The sequence below is a fragment of the Haladaptatus sp. HS23 genome, from assembly GCF_056892285.1.
This window is the reverse complement of sequence record NZ_JBXGLH010000013.1, coordinates 89886-108773: the sequence shown is the minus strand read 5'-3', so window position 1 is coordinate 108773 and position 18888 is coordinate 89886. Positions and strand designations below refer to the sequence as shown.

General features: G+C 54.1%; 19 protein-coding genes. 12 read left to right on the top strand and 7 right to left on the bottom strand.

The genetic code is table 11. From position 1 onward, the window contains the following. The first annotated feature begins 84 nt into the window (after positions 1–84). The gene (locus AC1XDK_RS25370; RefSeq protein ID WP_483352806.1) at positions 85–486 is read left to right on the top strand and encodes a DUF302 domain-containing protein; all 402 of its coding nucleotides are present in this window, start codon (positions 85–87) and stop codon (positions 484–486) included. A gap of 53 nt (positions 487–539) precedes the next feature. Then, positions 540–869, top strand: coding sequence for a nucleotidyltransferase domain-containing protein (locus AC1XDK_RS25365; RefSeq protein ID WP_483352808.1), 330 nt, complete (start codon positions 540–542; stop codon positions 867–869). A 360-nt stretch (positions 870–1229) separates the two neighbouring features. Here AC1XDK_RS25365 and AC1XDK_RS25360 read toward each other — a convergent pair whose 3' ends face one another. Together AC1XDK_RS25360 and AC1XDK_RS25355 are read right to left on the bottom strand one after the other, a co-directional pair. Further along, on the bottom strand, positions 1230–2936 hold the full coding sequence (locus AC1XDK_RS25360) for a hypothetical protein (RefSeq protein ID WP_483352805.1): 1707 nt from the start codon (positions 2934–2936) through the stop codon (positions 1230–1232). Positions 2937–4208: 1272 nt separating this feature from the next. Further along, entirely contained in the window at positions 4209–5156 is a 948-nt protein-coding gene (locus AC1XDK_RS25355; RefSeq protein WP_483352804.1) for a diacylglycerol/lipid kinase family protein, read from the bottom strand. A 481-nt stretch (positions 5157–5637) separates the two neighbouring features. Here AC1XDK_RS25355 and AC1XDK_RS25350 point away from each other — a divergent pair, with 481 nt between their 5' ends. From AC1XDK_RS25350 to AC1XDK_RS25340, 3 genes are all read left to right on the top strand, one after another. Continuing rightward, entirely contained in the window at positions 5638–6084 is a 447-nt protein-coding gene (locus AC1XDK_RS25350; RefSeq protein WP_483352803.1) for a hypothetical protein, read from the top strand. After that, entirely contained in the window at positions 6081–6653 is a 573-nt protein-coding gene (locus tag AC1XDK_RS25345; protein WP_483352802.1) for a hypothetical protein, read from the top strand. Before AC1XDK_RS25350 ends, AC1XDK_RS25345 begins: the two co-directional genes overlap by 4 nt. Before the next feature lie 283 nt (positions 6654–6936). After that, entirely contained in the window at positions 6937–8331 is a 1395-nt protein-coding gene (locus AC1XDK_RS25340; RefSeq protein ID WP_483352801.1) for a serine hydrolase domain-containing protein, read from the top strand. Positions 8332–8690: 359 nt separating this feature from the next. Here AC1XDK_RS25340 and AC1XDK_RS25335 read toward each other — a convergent pair whose 3' ends face one another. From AC1XDK_RS25335 to AC1XDK_RS25320, 4 genes are all read right to left on the bottom strand, one after another. Continuing rightward, a complete protein-coding gene (locus tag AC1XDK_RS25335) occupies positions 8691–9386 on the bottom strand; it encodes a helix-turn-helix domain-containing protein (RefSeq protein ID WP_483352800.1) in 696 nt (231 codons plus the stop codon). 100 nt (positions 9387–9486) lie between these two features. Next, positions 9487–10809, bottom strand: a complete 1323-nt coding sequence (locus AC1XDK_RS25330) for an MmgE/PrpD family protein (RefSeq protein ID WP_483352799.1) — start codon at positions 10807–10809, stop codon at positions 9487–9489. A 1-nt stretch (position 10810) separates the two neighbouring features. Then, entirely contained in the window at positions 10811–11284 is a 474-nt protein-coding gene (locus AC1XDK_RS25325; RefSeq protein ID WP_483352798.1) for a Rieske (2Fe-2S) protein, read from the bottom strand. A 10-nt stretch (positions 11285–11294) separates the two neighbouring features. Next, on the bottom strand, positions 11295–12401 hold the full coding sequence (locus tag AC1XDK_RS25320) for an amidohydrolase family protein (protein WP_483352797.1): 1107 nt from the start codon (positions 12399–12401) through the stop codon (positions 11295–11297). A gap of 176 nt (positions 12402–12577) precedes the next feature. Here AC1XDK_RS25320 and AC1XDK_RS25315 point away from each other — a divergent pair, with 176 nt between their 5' ends. The 6 genes from AC1XDK_RS25315 to AC1XDK_RS25290 all read left to right on the top strand — a co-directional run bounded on the left by AC1XDK_RS25315 (position 12578) and on the right by AC1XDK_RS25290 (position 17388). Beyond that, positions 12578–13357 carry a carbon-nitrogen hydrolase family protein gene (locus AC1XDK_RS25315; protein ID WP_483352796.1) on the top strand — a complete coding sequence of 260 codons (780 nt, stop codon included), beginning with the start codon at positions 12578–12580 and terminating at the stop codon, positions 13355–13357. Between the two features lie 97 nt (positions 13358–13454). Continuing rightward, a complete protein-coding gene (locus AC1XDK_RS25310) occupies positions 13455–13904 on the top strand; it encodes a universal stress protein (RefSeq protein WP_483352795.1) in 450 nt (149 codons plus the stop codon). Positions 13905–13981: 77 nt separating this feature from the next. After that, complete coding sequence (locus tag AC1XDK_RS25305) at positions 13982–14935, top strand: glycine betaine ABC transporter substrate-binding protein (RefSeq protein ID WP_483352794.1); 954 nt, start codon at positions 13982–13984, stop codon at positions 14933–14935. 5 nt (positions 14936–14940) lie between these two features. Beyond that, entirely contained in the window at positions 14941–15672 is a 732-nt protein-coding gene (locus tag AC1XDK_RS25300) for an ABC transporter permease (RefSeq protein ID WP_483352793.1), read from the top strand. 35 nt (positions 15673–15707) lie between these two features. Then, positions 15708–16712, top strand: a complete 1005-nt coding sequence (locus tag AC1XDK_RS25295; RefSeq protein ID WP_483352792.1) for an ABC transporter ATP-binding protein — start codon at positions 15708–15710, stop codon at positions 16710–16712. A 1-nt stretch (position 16713) separates the two neighbouring features. After that, on the top strand, positions 16714–17388 hold the full coding sequence (locus AC1XDK_RS25290) for an ABC transporter permease (protein WP_483352791.1): 675 nt from the start codon (positions 16714–16716) through the stop codon (positions 17386–17388). Between the two features lie 83 nt (positions 17389–17471). Here the strand turns inward: AC1XDK_RS25290 and AC1XDK_RS25285 are convergent, their stop codons facing one another. After that, positions 17472–18122: an HAD family hydrolase gene (locus AC1XDK_RS25285; RefSeq protein ID WP_483352790.1), complete on the bottom strand. Its 651-nt coding sequence runs from the start codon at positions 18120–18122 to the stop codon at positions 17472–17474. Positions 18123–18188: 66 nt separating this feature from the next. On the opposite strand from AC1XDK_RS25285, the gene AC1XDK_RS25280 reads away from it, so the two are divergent. After that, positions 18189–18671, top strand: coding sequence for a hypothetical protein (locus AC1XDK_RS25280; RefSeq protein ID WP_483352789.1), 483 nt, complete (start codon positions 18189–18191; stop codon positions 18669–18671). Positions 18672–18888: the final 217 nt, after the last annotated feature.

The following is an 18888-nucleotide window of genomic DNA, read 5'->3' as shown; positions in this document are numbered from 1 at the left end:
TAACCACGGCGATTGATACCGCTCTCGACCAGCTATCTCTTCCAACAGTGAGCAACTACTTCTAATGTCTACTATAGCGGTCTGGTGACCATCAAAACAGATCGAGAATTTGACGAAGCCGTCACCGCGATCGAACAGCGGATTGAGGAGAGCCCGCTCACTCATATTTCGACGTTCGACCACACTGCAAACGCTGAATCTATCAATCTTGAGCTTCCACCAACGTCAGTTCTACTCTTTGGCAATCCACAGATCGGAACGCAACTCATGGATGAGGGCCGAACGATAGGCATCGACCTTCCACAAAAAATTCTTGTCTGGGAAGAGAGCGACACGGTTTATATCGCCTACAACGATTCGCAGTATCTCGCTGATCGGCATAGGATCGAGAGCAAAGATGATCTCTTCCAGCAGAGTTCAATGGCATTAGAATACCTCGCGACAGGTGAGGAAACGAGTGGTGATGGTAAGCACACAGAGAGATAGTGAGTCCTAAATCAAAGCTGAAAACCAATCTCATAATCGGTTGATTCCGTTATCTGACCGGTGCTAATCTATCACCATATGAGCAAGCTGCAGAGGCGTTTGCAGCCGCTGCTCAAGACAAGTTTAGTGATCGGATCGAGGATTTCACCGTCTTCGGCAGCACTGTTCGCGGAGAAACCCGTGGGATGGACTCGGATGTCGACATCTTCGTTATCGTCACTGACGAGTCTATCGTAGATGACCTTCGAGACCTAGCGTACGACGTGCAACTCGACTATTCCGTCGTCGTGTCCATTCACGTCCAAATCACTGATCGGTTCGTCGAACGGAAGAATCATCCATTCATCAAGCACGTGCTCTCCGAAGGACGCTCGTATGCCTGAGGAAGAGTACGTCGGTGAAGAACTCGAACAACAGCGAGGTTCTCGTGGCTCTCGTTAATGATGTCAACGAGTCCGGAGGATTCGACGTCGAAGGTCTCGAACCACGGGCTTTCCGCGGATTCGAGGAGGATCTTCCCCGATATTCACGTTGTGTATGTGGAATTCCACCACGAGTTGAGCAACCACTAAGCACCTCAACGGAGGAGATCGAGGCGTAACTCCACGATCACGGGTTCGAAATCGAACGGTTATGGGAACGTTCGGACGAGTAGTATATTCGGGCTTTCCGGTCACGGAGTGAACGGGTGAAACAGCAGAGAAAAACAGAGATGTTGAAGCGTCAGACGGGGATTACAATGGTTAACAGCGGTCGTCCTGGTTGTCTCTGGAATCCTCACCAGAATTACCGCCAGAGTCACCGCCGGAATCGCTGCCAGAATTACTGCCGGAATCGCCACCAGAATTACCACCAGAGTCACCGCCGGAATCGCCATCAGAATCGCCGCCGGAGTTACCACCGGAGTCACCGCCAGAATCGCCATCAGAATTACCGCCGGAGTCACTGCCGGAATCACTACCAGAATTACCACCGGAGTCACCGCCGGAATCGCCACCAGAATCGCCGCCGGAGTCACTACCGGAGTTGCCGTCGTCCTCGTCGCCACCGTCGTACTCCCAGCTGTTATTGCTGCCTTCGTATCCATCTGGACTGCTGTCGTCGATGCCGTTCTCGATGTGGGAGTCCGTGACGGTGACTCCCTCGGCGTCGCTCGTGATTCGAAGTGCCTCGTTCCCGCTGCGTGCGAGTGCCGAGACGCTTTCTATCATCGTTCCGGTACCGCTCTCCACAAGTGCGTTTTCTTCGGAGACGTAATCACCTTCGTAGATCACGACGTTGTTCCCCGTATTCGTCAGCGCCCGTCGACCCGCTTCACCGCCGTGGTGGACTTTCAGATTGCGGAACTCACTATCGTCGCGGTAGTTCTGAATGGCACTCCGGGTGCCTTCGGTCGCTGCGTTCCCGGTGACGGTGACGTTTTCGAGAGAAACTGGCTGTTCACCCTCCTTGATTTTGATAGCCTCCGAGCCCCCTGTCTCGTGATTGACGGTGGTTCGCTTGATACTCGTCCGGCCCGAAGATTCCTGAATGAAAATCGCATTCGCTGGGCCATCGGTTCGAGCTGTAATAGTGGAGTCGACAACTGTTACGTCGTCCGCATCGCTCGTAACCCAAATTGCGGGACTCATATCGATTTTCGTCCGTATGTCGACATTCCGTGCGACGATGCTGGCGCCACCTTCAAGACGGAGACCACGCTGACCGATATCAGTGCTGCTTTTTTCGTCGATAATGATAGTGGCGTCCTCGATGTAACTGTCGTTGCCACCGATACGGACGTTCGAACTCAGACTGTTCTGGAAGTGACCACCTTCGACCTGGACAGCACCGGTCCCGTTGGAGGCGTACAGCCCATTGTCCGGGAAGCTTCCGAGTACACAGTCGCGAAATGTCATCTTCCCCTTGTTCGCTTTGTTGCAGAGGATACCGGTCGGTCCACGCCACAGCGAATCGCTCGGGGCGTTCCCTTCCCACACGGCACCGTCAGGTGCCTCAAACCGTTCGACGAGGCCGCTACCGTCTGAGTTGTGAACGACGGCTCGGAGCGGCCCCCATGTTCCACTGTCGTGTGTGCCCTTGACCTCGATATCGCGGATGGTCAACCCGTCGGTTACCTCGGCTTCGATGACACGGATGCCAGTATTTTCTTCGGTTTGATCAACGGTGAAATTCTCGATTCGCAGATCTGTTCCGGGCTCGTACTCGACGCCGAGCCGAAAGAGACGGTAGTTCCCGTCGCCGCCCTCGTCAAAGTCGGAGTAGTTCGCCGGGACGAGTGTCGCGTCGTTGCCGATCATCCCGAAGTTTTCGAAGCCAGTAAAGCGGAACTGCGAATCCATATAATACTCCCCTTCAGGGAAGTAAAGGAGCGTATTGTCGCCCGCATTGTCTTCGAGTACCGGTGTGATGGATTCGTTTCCACCGTTGTCCGCTCCGGCCTCAGTCACATCAATGACTTTGTCGTACTGGTCATTGTAATCTGATAGGGATGAAGAGGCGGTCCCCATGATTGCAGACGACGCTATAATTGATCCGGTTAGTTTGAGATAGGTTCTACGACTTGCGATACTTCTATTTTGCCTGTCTGACACCATCAAAAGTGCAGTCTCACCACCCCGTATTAATTATCTGGTGCTTAGTTCTGTTTCTCTCTCTTTTTCTCTATTTAGAACGTTGTGAACGGTATAAACGGTTTTTCATCTCAAATTTTTTTGAGAGGAAAAAATCCCAGCGTCATTTAAATAGTACTTCTAAAAAAATAATTCCTCTGGAGTCAATTAGCATTGACGTGATTGAGCCAGCAGACAGCCAGACCACACTCTCACTGTACGAATACGTGAACCCATATGCGCTCGAAGACATCATCGTAGCAAGTGCCTTGAAAAGAGTCTTCGTTGTCCTCTAGAGGAAAGGCGTCGAGCATTCCGTCACCGGTCGCCGCAACCCGTGGGATGAGAGTTTGTCGCTGAAACTGACGGACGATGACACGCCACAGGACGGGAGTGCTTGTAACCGCAACACAGGACATCGCGTACCGAGTCTGAAATCCGGATAGATGACGCTTGCGACGTTTCAGTCCTGAAACCTCCACGAAGAGACTTCCCTTGGAGGCCGTCCCACCCTCAAGGGTGGGTGAGAATGATATTACAGATATTCAGTCACGGTGGGGAGACACGTTCGAGATAACTGAGTGAACAACAAGTCGTTCTCAAGCCGTCCAAACGATGAGTAGGGGAAAGTCACCCTCACACTCAAGTACGACGACATTGTCGGGTGATGACGCCAGACGATGCCATCGGACCTGGTTGTGAGAGTGTATCTTCCCTAAGAACGCGAAGAATCAAATAAGTTCGTCAGACATGGGTTGATTTTATTATACAATTCATCCAAATAACCGGCCAATGCGTTCCGGACTTGATTTCTCACATTGATTTTTTAATCCAATGAATTCTGCAATAAGCGGTCGTTATTCAATTTTCTGGATAACTAATAGAAGATATAAACAGCGACACAGTAATAGTATAATGAATACGGGTCTAGAAGAAGACGGCCGCGTACCACCGTGAGGGGTTCACTTTTGAGGAGTGGAGTTCGTCCATGTTAGTAGTAAATACTAATCGTTGATCGATCTCTGAAGGAGCAAGGGAGGCGCATAAACACCGCCCATATTGGTCGTTCGGTTCGACTAGATTGTCAAGTACTGCCAATGAAAATAGACACTACTCTCTGGGAGCAGGGATATACGTTGAACCAATGCAGACTGTAAGTGCTTGCGGATGGGTACGCAACAGTAGCTCATCATGTGTCTGCTGTTCGCCATCAATACTGAATCGGATCGGCTCACGATCCAACCGTCGGACCTCTACTTGACGCGCCTTTAGGTGATGCACATGCTCGGTGTCTTCACCAAGCAATCGATGACTCATTGCTTCGGCAGCGATATCGGTTGGTGGCATCTGCTCGATGATCACAACTTCAAAGAGACCATCTTCAACATTTGCCTGACCGCCCTCCTTTGTAAAACGGCGGGTGTTCCCAATAAGGATGGCCAATGCGTCTCCCGACCATGTCGCTTCTTTCTCATCCGAGACCGCCGTGAGGTTGAGATGGAGGCTCTCAAATTCTGTTGCTTCCCGAATGCCCGCAATAATAAATGCGAGCGGGCCAAAGCGCTCTTTCAATTTACTAGAGGTTGCTAAACTGGCTTCGGCAGTCAAACCAGCAACACACGACAGCACGAATGGTTCATCGCCGGCGAAACCAATATCGATAGGACGTCTTTTTCCTGTTTTGAGAACTTCAAATCCTTGCTCGATATTTGTAATACCAATATTTGTTGCAAAGATATTTTTCGTTCCGACCGGGAGTACTCCAACTGTTACTAATTCAAGGGCATCTACTTCAGCGAGCCCTTGAACTACCTCATGAAGAGTTCCATCGCCACCAGCAACAGCTAGCACCTCGACACTGTTTCTTATAGCTTCTTTTGTGAGGGAGATCGCATGACCCTCATGTTTTGTCTCCCGGATTGTATAGCCTTGTTCTGCTCCGCGTTGTCGAATTGTATCGCGATGATCTGCTGTGCCACTAGTGGGATTGAGAATAAGCCAGTGATTAGTTGCACTCGAGCATAGGGTATCACTCGTCTCCTGGTCGTTTCCTGTCATCAGTATCTGTTTTTATAGGATATCCTTGGAACTAGTTCACACGATCAGCGTGCGTACACGAGACAATTCAAGGAGTCAAGACTTGATTGTTGGCAATAGATGAGATAAAAACCCACTTATAGACTTACTCAAAGCAAGCAATTTGTAGCAGGAAGAACAAAGGAGATACTCGATTTTTACAGACAGCGGTGATATAATGAACTGCCCTAGAGTCAAGCTCCGAGGCACTTGCCTCGAATACTCGTAGAATTTTACATCTAGCTTATTGGTTTGTTCGTAGTGCTGGCACTGGCATATCTGCAATGCAGACCGCCAGCTCTTCGAGACGGTCCAGGTCGGTTGCCGATGACTGTCATCGAGTATACCCACACTCACAATGACACCATTGCCTGCTGTCTTGGGTCACTTACCACCATCGCCCACTTTCCTCGGCTCTCGACGCCAGCAGATGACACTGTAACCAGAACGGAGGTGCCTGCCAATGAGTAACACTACTGTTTCCGGAGCATCCGGTAACCCCGGTGGCGATATCTCGGTTGAGGATCTCGCCGAACACGTTCAGATACTCGCTGAGTCTATCACCGAACTCAAATCGAAAGTTGCCGAGAAAGATGAGCGAATCGCCGACCTCTTTGACAAAGACCGGACCGACCTCCTTGTCGATGCAATTCGCAAGTATATCGAAGAGACTGCAAAAAGCGAAACATTCCAAGAATTGGTTGCAACGAAGTACTACGACGCCCAACTGGAATTCGAGACGGTAAAGCAATTGGTTGGCGCTGAAACCGCCCAGCGACTCCGATTGCTCAAAGCAGACCTCGAAGGCGAGCCGTTCGACCTCGCGACCCCTGACGACACCGATATTTACGATAGCAATGCGAAGACCGTTGAGTCGGAACACACACCCAACGACGCCGACGAGCGATGAACGGCCAACCACAATTGCGGACAGTCGTTGCGGATATGAGCGCACTATTAAGTCTTGGAGTCCCGCATGCGACTAGCGACTACGATACTGATTCCGCGCCCGATCCACTCCAGTATCTGCTCACCTCATGTGAAGTCGTCGTTCCTCCCGAAGTCGTCTCAGAACTCAATGATATCGCACAATATCACGATATCCATGGCACAGCAGCTCACAATGTCCTCGCCGCGCAAAATCACTATACCGTCACAGACCCATATCAGAAAGCGGAAGCACCGGATTCACGACCGGCGTTTGGGCTTGATGATGGTGAAACAGATGGCATACTGCTCGCGAATGCACTCGCTGTGGATGGCTTTCTCACTGACGAGTTCGGGGGGACGAATTTCGCACTCGTCCATGCGGCACTGAGAGGGCCACGCATCGTCCCGACACCACGTCTTATCTGTGATTATGCTCGTGGGGGGCACATGACTCAGGAAGAAGCACGGGAACTCGTGAACGCAATTGGTTCGTATCGAAGCTGGGACAACAGTCCTTACGTTACCCAGCTCGTGAAACAATTAGAATAATTACAGCAATTTAGAGAACCCCTTCTTCCGCGACGCCAGTACACGAGATTCACACCCCATTGCCGATGAAAGATGGTGGTACTAGTGCGTTTCTCTGAGTCGATTCTTCCAAATCACTTCCTACACTCTGTTGTTGTTTGCCCTCGAACGCTGCCGATAGCTTTCATAGGGAACAGTCGACTGCCATCCCGTCCACTAACGCGACACCATCTGGAAGCTATTTGTATCGACGTAGTTTGCTCCGAGCTAATGGTTTACATGACCACTACGTCCATACTAGACAATGGCAAGCAATTCCCTTTCAGCAGAAACCACTTGCGGCGCCGAATCATTTGTGAGTAAGTGGGTTCGTGACGAAGGTGTTCCTGGCGTAAGCGTAGCGATTGTCGACGAGACAGATTTCCTCTACACCGGCGGATTTGGGGCACGGAACCTGGAAACAAACGCACCAGCGACGCCAGAAACGCTCTATGGTATCGGTTCGTGTACCAAGTCAATCACTTCCGTAGCGATCTTACAACTCGCTGAAGACGGTCAACTCTCACTTGACGATCTCGTCGATGACTATCTCCCACACCTCCGTGAAATCGACGCGAATCCAATCACGATCCATGAGCTGCTCACACATTCGTCGGGAATGCCCAGCGATGGCAGTCTTTCAGCCCTCATCACACGACTCACAGGCCGTAGTGATCAGGATCCAAATCAGCCATTAAGCAGTGATGACGATTTTCGACGACATATCGAGGGATCTGTCGATGAACGACTGACTGATCGTGACCGATTTTTCTACTATAATACGGGCTATTATCTCCTCGGCAAAATCATAGAAGCAGTCGCAGAGCAACCGTATGCAGAGTACATTCGCGACCAGATTCTCGAACCGCTGGCGATGACCCAGTCGTTATTTTCCAAAGCAGACTTCGAGGCAGTAGAAAATCGAATGACGCCATACAACCAGGAGAATGGAACGGCTGTGGAGGGCAAGCTGGCATTCGATGAACGACTCTATGCTGCGGGCGGGATGATTAGTTCGGTTACGGAGATGGCAAACTATCTCCAGATGTTCCTCCGTGAGGGGACATTCGACGATCAAGAGATTGTATCATCAGTATCGATAGATACGATGACCAAGCCGTATGCAACGCGTGAGGAGTATCTCGACGAACGCGAACAGGGCTACGGGTATGGCGTAGTCGTCGAGGAATTTCTTGAAGACACACTCATCAATCACGGCGGAATGATGGGAACCACGACAGCCTGGTTTGGCTATCTAACTGATGCTGGAATTGGTGTCGTAACACTGTGCAACACGGCTCCCGAGAAACGCCCATCGGATTTAGGTAAGGCGCTTCTCGCCATTGTACAGAGTGAATCGCCAGCAGCAGTGGTGCCAACGTATATGCTTGAGCAGAAAGCAGAACCACTGCTCGGAGAATACACATCGTATCACGGTATTCGGACGGCGACCGTCTCGAAGAAGAGTGGTGGCCTTCACATTTCGTTTGATGATCCAGGGTGGTCAGCCGATCACTATGTCTATCCCGAGCGACTGCAGCCAGATGACCACCGGTACTCGTTTATCACGGATACTGGAAAGCGAGTGCCAGTAGAGTTCCACGTCGATGACGAAGAAGTGAGAATGCTGTTTCAGCGGTGGCAGCTCCATAAACAGTGAAGAGGGTACTAAGGATAGGGAGGACGACAACTTTTCGCTCTCAATCTCTAAAGGAACAAGCAATAGACATGGCCGCCGAAGTGTAGTTAGATATGAATAGTAGCGAGGATCCAATTACCGAGTCGTAAGCCGCATCGGTAACCCATTCTCTGTTTGCATCGTGATTTCTGGACCATACGAAATTTCGGTCTCTTCTTGAGCTCACTCCATCGTCCACTCTTGACCAATCGTTGCGAGTACCAACATCGTCAAGCCGAGCAAAATCACGGTCAATACATGACCGTCGAATCCGATCAGTATGAACAATATCTCCAAAATATGAGATATTGTGCCGAGGTTCAGTAGTGAACATCAGTGTATCAGTTGTCGGTGACAGCGAGGTTGATGTACGGAAGAACGAACGTAATCAGAGTGTGTTCGGCTTTTCGAAGGTGATTCGATGCAGTAGTCTTCGTAATTCCCATCTCTTCGGCGAGTTCTTCGAGGGTCACTTCCCGAGGGATTTCGAAATATCCCTTCTCGACTGCGGTGTTCAGAAACTCACGCTGTCGCGGTGGAATCGATGCGAACAGTTCCTGCCACTCAGCACGGCTCGGCATGATTTCCCGCCGGAAGTCCCTGGTGATGCGTTCGACCGACACGGTCCCGAAATCCGAGAGAAGTTCGATGGCTTTCGCGAGTTCATCGCGGTCACCCAGAAGCAAGTTGAAATACTCACAGCCGTTTTTGAGTCTCGTCGGCCCGATGGGGAGGTATCCCTCGTACATGAGCGCCTGGAAGGGGGTGAGTTCGGTAAGACGACCCCGGAGCAGTATGGTTGCCGCAGATCGACCTTCGGACGTGTCATACCGTTCGACGACATCGATACTGTCGACCATCTCGTGCGACCGGATGACGTCTAGGGTCTCCTCGTAATCGTTCGTTTCTAGCGCCAACATTCCAATATACCGGTGGTTGCGAAACGTCGATGCAATGAATTCACCAAAGACATCATATTCTGCGAGTTGGGCAGTCCAATCGCCATCGTATCGGACTCGCACCTCAGAAGTTAACATCGTACTGAGGACACTGTGCCGATTTTATAAGTGTCCTTCGTTACCATATGGCAATCTTCTGTGCCCATATGACGAGAACCGCATAGAGACGGGACGGCCGTCACGTTCGCCACGGGGCGAGGAGGGTCGCAACCGAGACGGAATCACAGAAACGCTGTTCCGTTTTTTCGATTGCCGACGTCGGGAGTGTCGGTGTGACGAGACGACGAGCTTTCTCTCGTCGCACGTCGGCAGCGAGAGGTTGTTCCCGTGCGCCCGGTGGACGGGTGACGTCGGAGGTGTACGTTTCGCTCCCGGTGCCGAGTTCGAGACGAGCGAGACATTCGCCCGGAAACCGTTCATCGAGTGTCTCATCGACGCGTAGTTCCACGGCGTCGGAAAGTGCCAAGATGTCGGGGTCCGATAGCACGTCCGATGCGTGTTCTGCTTGCGTGAATTCTTCGCGGGAAAATGCCGCGGCTATCGGAAACGGATAGGAATACTGTGCTTCTTCCGGAGTATTAGGATTCCGTGTTTGGAGATGCGTCGCCTCCTCAAAGGTATAGACACAAATCGTCTCGATATCCATTGGATCGATATCGGTTGTCTCAGCGAGCGACAACGCAGCCGCAACCCCGGGCTGTACCCATCGGCAACACGGATAGGGTTTGAGGTACGCTTCCGTAACGTGATGGACCACGCCAAACGGGGTGACAACGCCGGCATTCGCATCATCGAAGACCGTTCCGGACCCCGTGAATCCCGATTTGGCGAGTTGGGCGGAGACAATACCAACATACGACCCCCACCCGATTCCGTCCTTTGTCATGCCGGGGCGTTCGACCCCACGCATGATGGGTGTCCGAGGCGCGTGATACTCGGCGACTCCAAGCGCGTGAGTCGTTCGTTCGAGTGAAAATTCGCGTATTCGGGCGACGGCCGCACCAGCACCTACTGCACCCCACGATCCGGTTCCGGTGTACACGCCGTCGATTTCGTGCATCGCCAGTCCAGCCCTGACGCCGACTTCGTAGCCGACGTAGACGGCATCGAGCAACGTCTCGACCGTCGCGTTGGCCGACTCCGCGGCGGCGAGTGCGGCCGGGACGACGACAGCGGCCGGATGACCTTTTACCTCTCGATGACCGTCGTCAATGTCGAGGGCGTTCGCCGCCGTCGCGTTGGCGAGCGTTGCACCTTCCGGACGCACGCTTGTTCCGCTACCGTCGAACAGTGTCGCCTCGGTCGATTCGCCGCCGAATCGGTCGAATGCATACTGGCGGACAATATCGACTCCGTCCTGCCGGTAGCCCGCCGTCATCGCGGCGAGCGTGTCGAGGACCCTGATTCTGACAGCGCGCTCGACCGACGATGGAAGCTCACGGAGGGTGGCCGAGTGAACGAATGTGGCTGCATCGGTCGTGTCTATCGTATTTTCGGTCATTTCAAAGGTAGACAACGACCATTTCGTCTTCAACGGTCACGTCATAGGTGGCGACCGGCGGTTCGTCGGCACTCGAGCCACAGTCACAACCTTCTGGTGTGGACGGACACCTTTCTTCGCTTTCAGTGGATTCCTCGTCAGCTGGTTCGACCGTGGTCTCGAACGACCGGGCACGGACCTTGTGCGGGTTGAATACGGAACGGCCGGTCTCGATATCGAACTCCCAGCCGTGCCACGGACAGCGCAGGATATGACCGTTGTCCTCCCAGTTTACCGCGCCGGTGCGCTCGACCGACGTCGTGCCGGTCACCTTCCCCATGCACAAGGGCGCTCGTTGATGTGGACAGTCGTTTTTCAACGCGTAGTACTCGCCATCGACGTTGAAGACGCCGACCGAAATACCGTTCAATTCGGTTATCGTTCGTTCTCCGGGCGGAAGCTCCGCCGCCGGACAGATCTCGAATCGTTTTTTCATGCGTGACACCTCACTTGGTGGGGAGACTCGCCGGGTCGTCCGGGAGTCCGTACAGTTCCTGTGCGTTTCCAGCCATCACGCCGGCTTCCATATCCTCGGGCATCGGCGGGAGCGCATAAAGCGGTGAATCCGTGTCCCAGTGGGGATAGTCGCTGGCGAACATGACCGTCTCCGATGCGTTCATCATCTCGAGGATTTGCAAGAGGTGTTGCGGGTCGTCCGGTTCTTCGATGGGTTGTGTGGTGAACCGAACCTGGTCTTTGACGTATTCGCTCGGCGGCTTTTCGAGATACGGCACTTGAGCACGGAGCGCCTTCCAGTCTTTGTCCATCCGCCAGAGGAAGTGGGGCACCCAACTGAGACCGCCCTCGATGACGACGAAGTCGAGGTCCGGAAACGACGGGAGAACGCCTTCGGCAACAAGGCTCACGAGTTGGCCCATCGCGTAGGTACCCAAGAGCGTATGCCACTCGAAGTACGTCCGTGGATACCCAGCACCGGTCGGTGGTCGGGTAACCCCGTGCCCTTCCGTGTACGGGTGAAGCGCGATAGGGAGCCCCATCTCTTCGGCCGCCTCGTACATCGGCCAATAGTACTCGTGCCCGTAGGGGAGTTGTGCGGCCATCGGCATCACTACCTGAACGACGCGTGGATGTTGGCCGAGATTTCGAATCATCTCCGCCATCCGCTTCGGTTTCTGCGGTGCTGCCAGCAACGACCCAACGAACGGGCCGCCTTCAGACAGCCATCGGTCGATAGCCCATTTGTTGCTCGCGACGGCGAGTTCGGCCGCGTAATCGTCGTTCGGAAGCGCGGTAAGGTTGAGGTACGAATTGCCCGTCAGAATCGCGTAATCGACCCCGAACTCGTCGAGATGTTGGTCTTTCATCTTCGGGATATCCGACCCCGGATTGCTCCCGTCGTCCGGGATGGCGTCACGTCGAGAAAACTCCGCAACGTTATCGTAGAGGATTTCGGGAGACTGCAAGCCGCGATCCTTGTACTGGTCAGGGAGATACTGGATAACCTCTGATTCGTCTTTCCACCGCTGATGGATGTCACAGTCGATGAGCGTCGGTGCGCCATCGGTGGACCGTTGGGTTCGTCGTCTGGTCATCGATTGGAAGTAGCAACTCGGGAAATCCCGTTATAGGTCAGGGCGAACTTGTAACGGATATATAACCCCTCCCGAATTCGAGACCTCCTATAAGTCCTTGAGATGTAGGTGCGAAGGGCTACTATGATGGCTTCGCTTCGAACGACTATGCAAAGAGTCCGTACGGGGATTGAACTATGACGACCCCATGGGTCGGTACATGCCAGTTCGAACCGACACTCGGGGATACGGCCGCAAATATCGAGTCGATCGCGGAACTGGCACGCAGATTTCCGGAGACCGTCGAATTCGCCGTCTTTCCAGAACTCTGTGTGACCGGATACGACCTCACCGACGTTTCGACTGCCGCCACCCCAGTTCCGGGACCGATAACGGATCGACTCTCGGCCGTGGCACGCGACTCCGGGGTCGCACTCGTCATTGGACTACCGGAAGCGGACGGAGATGCGGTGTACAACTCGCTTGTGTACGTCGACGAAAGCGGCATCGTGGCAACCTATCGGAAACGTCGCCTCTGGGGTGAGGAGGCAGCACACTTCCAGGCGGGAACCGGTCTCGTTACTGTCGAGACACCCGTGGGCACGCTCGGACTACTGCTCTGTTATGACCTGAACTTCCCCGAACTGGCGCTCGAATACGGACGGGAAGGCTGTGACCTGCTCGCGGTGAGCGCGGCGTGGCGCCGGTCGTTCGATCGCGATTGGCGGCTACTGTGTCGTGCACGAGCACTCGACGGAAGCTGCTATCTCATAGGGTCAAATCACTTAGGAACACAGGCCGGTCGTTGTCACGCCGGAGAAAGCTGTATCGCGGGACCCCGCGGTGATATCGTCGCCAAGGCGACGGACGGCAACGAGGTCGTTTCTGCTGCTGTTTCAGCGAGGACGCTCTCGGAAGCACGTCGAAAGAACCCTGTTCGGGAGAGTAGGGACCATACTCAGGTGCGATCGGAATAGTTGTCTGTAGTCCACTCATCATCCGCTTCAGTGGAGTATTTAATAGCCGACCATGTGCGACGAATCGACTATCGAAGTACGGTTCATCTGGTATGATATGAGCGAGACGATACTCCTCCCCTTGCGCAACTACCGACCGTGGGCGCGTGCCGTTGCAAACGTCGCCGCCAATATCGAATCGGACGACGTCAGCGCCCTCTTGCTCCACGTGTTCGACGAGGATGAACTGTCGTCGACACGTGAAAACATCGATTCGAGCGGGTCAATGACGACGAACGACCTCGCGGCACGAAAGTCGGGTATTGCGGCGGCGCGTGAAATTCTCCGGGAAGCGAATCTGTCCGTCGAAGTCCGTGGACGGGAACAGGAGAAAACTACGGCCGATAGCATCCTCACCGTCGCCGAGGAAGCAGAAGTAGAGCGCCTGTATCTCTATGGAAGAAAGCGCAGTCCGACTGGGAAGGCTGTATTTGGAAGTACGCTGCAACGAATACTGTTCAATGCCACCGTTCCGGTCACCGTGGTTCCAGCGAACGCTATCGAATAGAGAGGTATCGTTCTGTCTTATAAATGATGAACTAATACGGGTCAACTGTTAGGCCCCTCTTCCACCAAAGACGGGGTATGCCACAGTCAGTCACACGACGAAGGTACCTTACGGCAGGAGGTGGTTTAGCCGCTACTGCCGGTCTCGGAGGGCTTTCGGGCTGTCTCACCCTCGCCACCGAGCTTGGGGGAGGGTCGGTTAAAGTCAGCTCCAAGCGGTTCACCGAACAGGAGGTCCTCGGCTACATCGCATACGAGGCGCTTTCTGCGAACACCGACTTGACCATCAACGACCAAGTCGGCCTCGGTGGGACCACGACCAATTTTCGTGCACTCGATACCGGCGAAGTACAGTTGTACTGGGAGTACACCGGGACCGCGTGGCAGACGCTTCCACCGCAGCACGACACAGTGATTTCGGACCCGAAAAAGCTGTATCGAAAGGTAAAGGCAGAGTTCAAGCAAAAGCACGGGCTGACGTTTCTCCAGCGTGCAGAACTCAACAACACGTACGTCATTCTGGCGAATCCGGACTGGGTGAAAAAGACGGGCGTAAAGACGCTATCCGATTTCGCTGATTTCCTCAAAAACGATGGGTCAAACCTGACTGTCGCACTGAACGCCGAGTTTCAGAGTCGAGCCGACGGCTGGCCGGGACTGAGCAAGCATTATGGATTCGCGGACGACCTCGGGAACGTCACCGTGAACAACATCGGTTCCGGGCTGTTGTACCAAGTCATCGGCAACGGGTCTGCCGACGTCGGCGTCGGATTCAACACCGACCCACGAATCATTCAGTTCAATCTCCACGTGCTGGATGACGACAAGGGATACTTCCCGGTCTACAACGCGGCCCCGTTGGTCAACAGCGAAACGCTGGAGAACCATCCGTCGATTCGACCGCCGCTGAACGAGGCCAGCAACGGACTTACGACTGACGTGATGCGGCGCCTCAACAGGCAGGTGGCGATCGAGAAGAAGAACCCCCAGACGGTCGCGAAGGAATATCTACAACGGAAGGAGGTTATCTGATATCAATGCTCGAAAGTCACCTCACACTCTCACACGCGGTCACGCCGATAGTGTTCGATAGCTACATCGAGTACATGGCGAAAAACCAGTCGCTCCTCTGGGAGCTTCTGATCAACCATATCATCGTCGTCGTCGACTCGGTGTGGCTGGCGCTAGTCATCGGGGTTCCGCTCGGAATCGTCGCGACGCTCGACGACCGACTCGGCAAGGCTATTCTCTGGACGGCAGGGATGTTAATGACGGTGCCGAGCATCGCCCTGTTTGGCCTCCTCATTCCGTTCGTCGGTATCGGCAAGATACCGGTCGTCATCGCGCTGGTCCTCTACGCACAGCTTCCCATCGTTCGCAATACGTACGTCGGTCTCACACAGGTTGACTCGGCGACCGTCGAGGCCGGACGTGGCATGGGAATGACCCGGAGACAGCGTCTCCGACGTATCCAGCTTCCTCAAGCGATACCCGTCATCATGGCCGGCGTCCGCAACGCGGTGGTCATTCTCGTCGGTATCGCCGCAATCGGCGCGTTCATCGGGGCGAACAACCTTGGGGACCCGATTTTCAACGGTATCAGCGAGGCCTATCCGGCGGCAATCGTCGTCTCGACTGTGGCGGTCTCGTTGCTCGCACTCGCGTTCGACTACGGTTTCGGCGTGCTGGAACAGCTGTTCCGGCTTCGAAACGGTGAGGACGTTGAACAAGCGCTCATCACGCGCATCATTCGGCGGTCGATAGCATGAACAACACACATGAACCCAAACAGGAGGCATCCAGTATGATAACATTCGAGAACGTCACGAAGGTCTACCCGGACGAAACAGTCGCAATCGAGGACATCACATTCGAGGTCGAACGTGGGACGACGACGGTCTTCGTTGGTCCCTCCGGATGCGGGAAGACGACGACAATGACGTTGGTCAATCGACTCGAAGAGCCGACCGAGGGAGCGGTCTACTACGACGGAACAGACATCCAAGAACTAGAAACGGTCGACCTCCGACGGAACATCGGCTACGTCATTCAGGAGATCGGGTTGTTCGACCACATGACCGTCGGTGAAAACGTCGCGACGGTTCCCGAACTTCGCGGATGGGACGAAGATCGCATCGACAGCCGTGTCGACGAACTCCTCGACTTGATGGACCTGCCGCCTGCGACGTACCGCGACCAATATCCGAACGCGCTATCCGGTGGCCAACAGCAGCGAGTCGGTGTCGCACGTGCGCTCGCCGCCGACCCGGACGTGATTTTGATGGACGAGCCGTTCGGCGCACTTGACCCGATTACCCGGGCCGAACTGCAGGACGAGTTCCTCGAAATTCAGGAACGCATCGACACGACCATCCTCTTCGTCACCCACGATATCAACGAAGCGTTGAAGATGGGCGATAAAATTGCGGTCTTCGACGTCGGCGAACTCGTCCAGTACGGAACGCCACGGGAGATATTGGAGAACCCCGCGAACGACTTCGTCAGGGAGTTCATCGGCGACAATCGAGCGCTCAAGGAATTGCAGATCACCCGTGTTGAGGAAATCATGCGCCCAGCAACGGTCGGCCGTGAAACACAGGCGGCCGCAGTCGATGGCGGGACAGACGCCGAGGCGGTATCAGTTGCGGACGTTCACGTGTCGCCGAGCGATAGTGCCGAGGTGGCGCTTTCTCGGATGATCGAAACAGATACCGAGGCCCTCCATGTGGTCGAAGACGGCGATGTCGTGGGGCAGGTCACCGAACGGGATATCCGAGACTATCGGTCCACGACCGAGGTGGGTGTGTAGTATGAGCGTTCTCGGAACACTCGATGCGGCGCTCACGTACATCCTCTCGCACTCCGATACGTTTCTCACGTTGTTGCGGGAGCATCTCGCGCTCGTCCTCGTATCGGTGGCTCTCGCCATTGTCGTCGCCATCCCGTTGGGCGTCCTTGCGACTCGAAACAAACACGCAAAACGGGTAGTGATGGGTGTCGGAAACGTTGCACAGACGGTGCCGACGCTCGCGATTATCGCTCTGGTATTCCCGCTGCTCGGCCTTGGGTTTCTGCCATCGCTCATCGGTCTGTTCACCTACGCGCTGTTGCCGATTCTCACGAACACCGTTACTGGCCTCGAAGACATTGATGAAAATACGGTCGCGGCGGCCCGTGGCATGGGAATGACCGAGAATCAGATTTTGCGAAAGATCAAGTTGCCGCTCGCTCTGCCCGTTATCTTCGCCGGGATTCGGACGAGTGCGGTTCTCAACGTCGGGACCGCTTATCTCGCATTCTTCATCGGCGGTGGCGGACTCGGAGTTTGGGTGATCACCGGCATCTCCCTTTTCGATACACCACAACTCCTTGCCGGGGCGATTCCGGGCGCACTGCTCGCGATCGGGCTGGATCTACTCTTCGCCCTTATCGAACGACGACTCGGGACCGATTCGGTCCAAACACAGACGATTTCGACCGGATAGCTCGTTTTCAATGATTTCGGTCATGGTGGCGGTCACAACGGGTGTGACTTAGCAAAGAGACGGGGCTTAGAGCCTGCGTTCAGCTAAGAAAGTAATTCGAGGATAGTTCGCTGAAGATCGTCTGGAGAGTTGGCAACAACGTCAGTGTGATCGGTAGGCTGCACAGTAGTCCCATGACAAAACCGAATTACAGTGGTGCCTGCTTGGGCTGCTGCTCGGGCACCGTTGACAGAGTCTTCAATAACAAGGCACAAGGAAGGAGAGACATCGAGTTCGGCAGCTGCATGCTCATAGATAAAGGGTTCTGGCTTGCCTGGCAGATCGATATGTTCAGCACTCACCAGGACATCCACAGGTGCCAAGTCAAACCGCTCAACGACTATTTTGATCCAGTCGGCTGGTGCTGAGGACACAATTCCAACGTTGACGCCTCGATCACGAAGCGTCGCAAAGAACTCTGGAATCCCGGGTGTAATCGATACTCGCTCGCCATACACTGCTTTGGCAGCCTGTTCGAACTGTCGTGCATAACGTTCGGGACCATCCGGAAGCCCATACGTCGCTGCAAGATCTTCGAGACTCTCACGGAAATTGCGACCATTCACGTCTTCCAGACTTGGGTCACCAGTTTTGGTATAAGGAAAAACCTGGTCACGCCAGAACTGCTGCCAAAATGACTCCGAATTAACGAGGACACCATCCATATCGAATAGGACGGTCTGAAACAGGGGCATGCTCTAAACCTTCAGTTCTCACAATAAGCCAATTGTGGCTTCAAAAATAATAGACACGAGGACAATATGATCGTTTTTACACGTGGTCTCGAAATCAAAGAGAGTGTTGACGACTCATTCTGCTCGGAAGCAGCAAATGCAGGCCGCCAGCTCTTCGAGACGGTTCAGCACTCCGAACAGAATGCCGAGCTCGTAAACTTCCGCGAGAAGCGAGCCGAGAGTCAGCAGGTCGAGGACAAGTACCTCGACGTCCTCGAGCACGCGAAGAACGTCGCCAAGACGAACGACGTGATGGTTGCTCGACTGGGCTATCGAGAAGTCGCAACCCACTATGGCTGTGCGTACAAGAACGATGGCTATCGTGTGATGGAAGAAATGGCCGAGCGGGTTCCCGGTGTGACCTACAAAAAGTCACGGACACTGTGTGTAGAAGATGCAATGGGTGTCGGTGGTCATCACATCGAGATCTCATTCGCCCACCCCGACGTAGCCGGGTGGATGCGGGCTCACGAAGCTAACGCAGAACAAAACGGAGGGCGCTCATTATAGCGTTGTAATCACGGGGGTTCGAAGAACCCCCGCTTCGGCGGCACCACAAGAGATTCACACCGCTTTGCCGGTGACACATGGTGGTAGTAATCGGTTGGCTACGGTGGACTGTGTCTGTTTCTGCGTCTATTTCTGCGAAATGGAGGGGGTTGCGTACGCGAACCCCCTCTATTACAACGTTGTAATCGACCAGCCGTATCACTGACTTCGAGAAGAT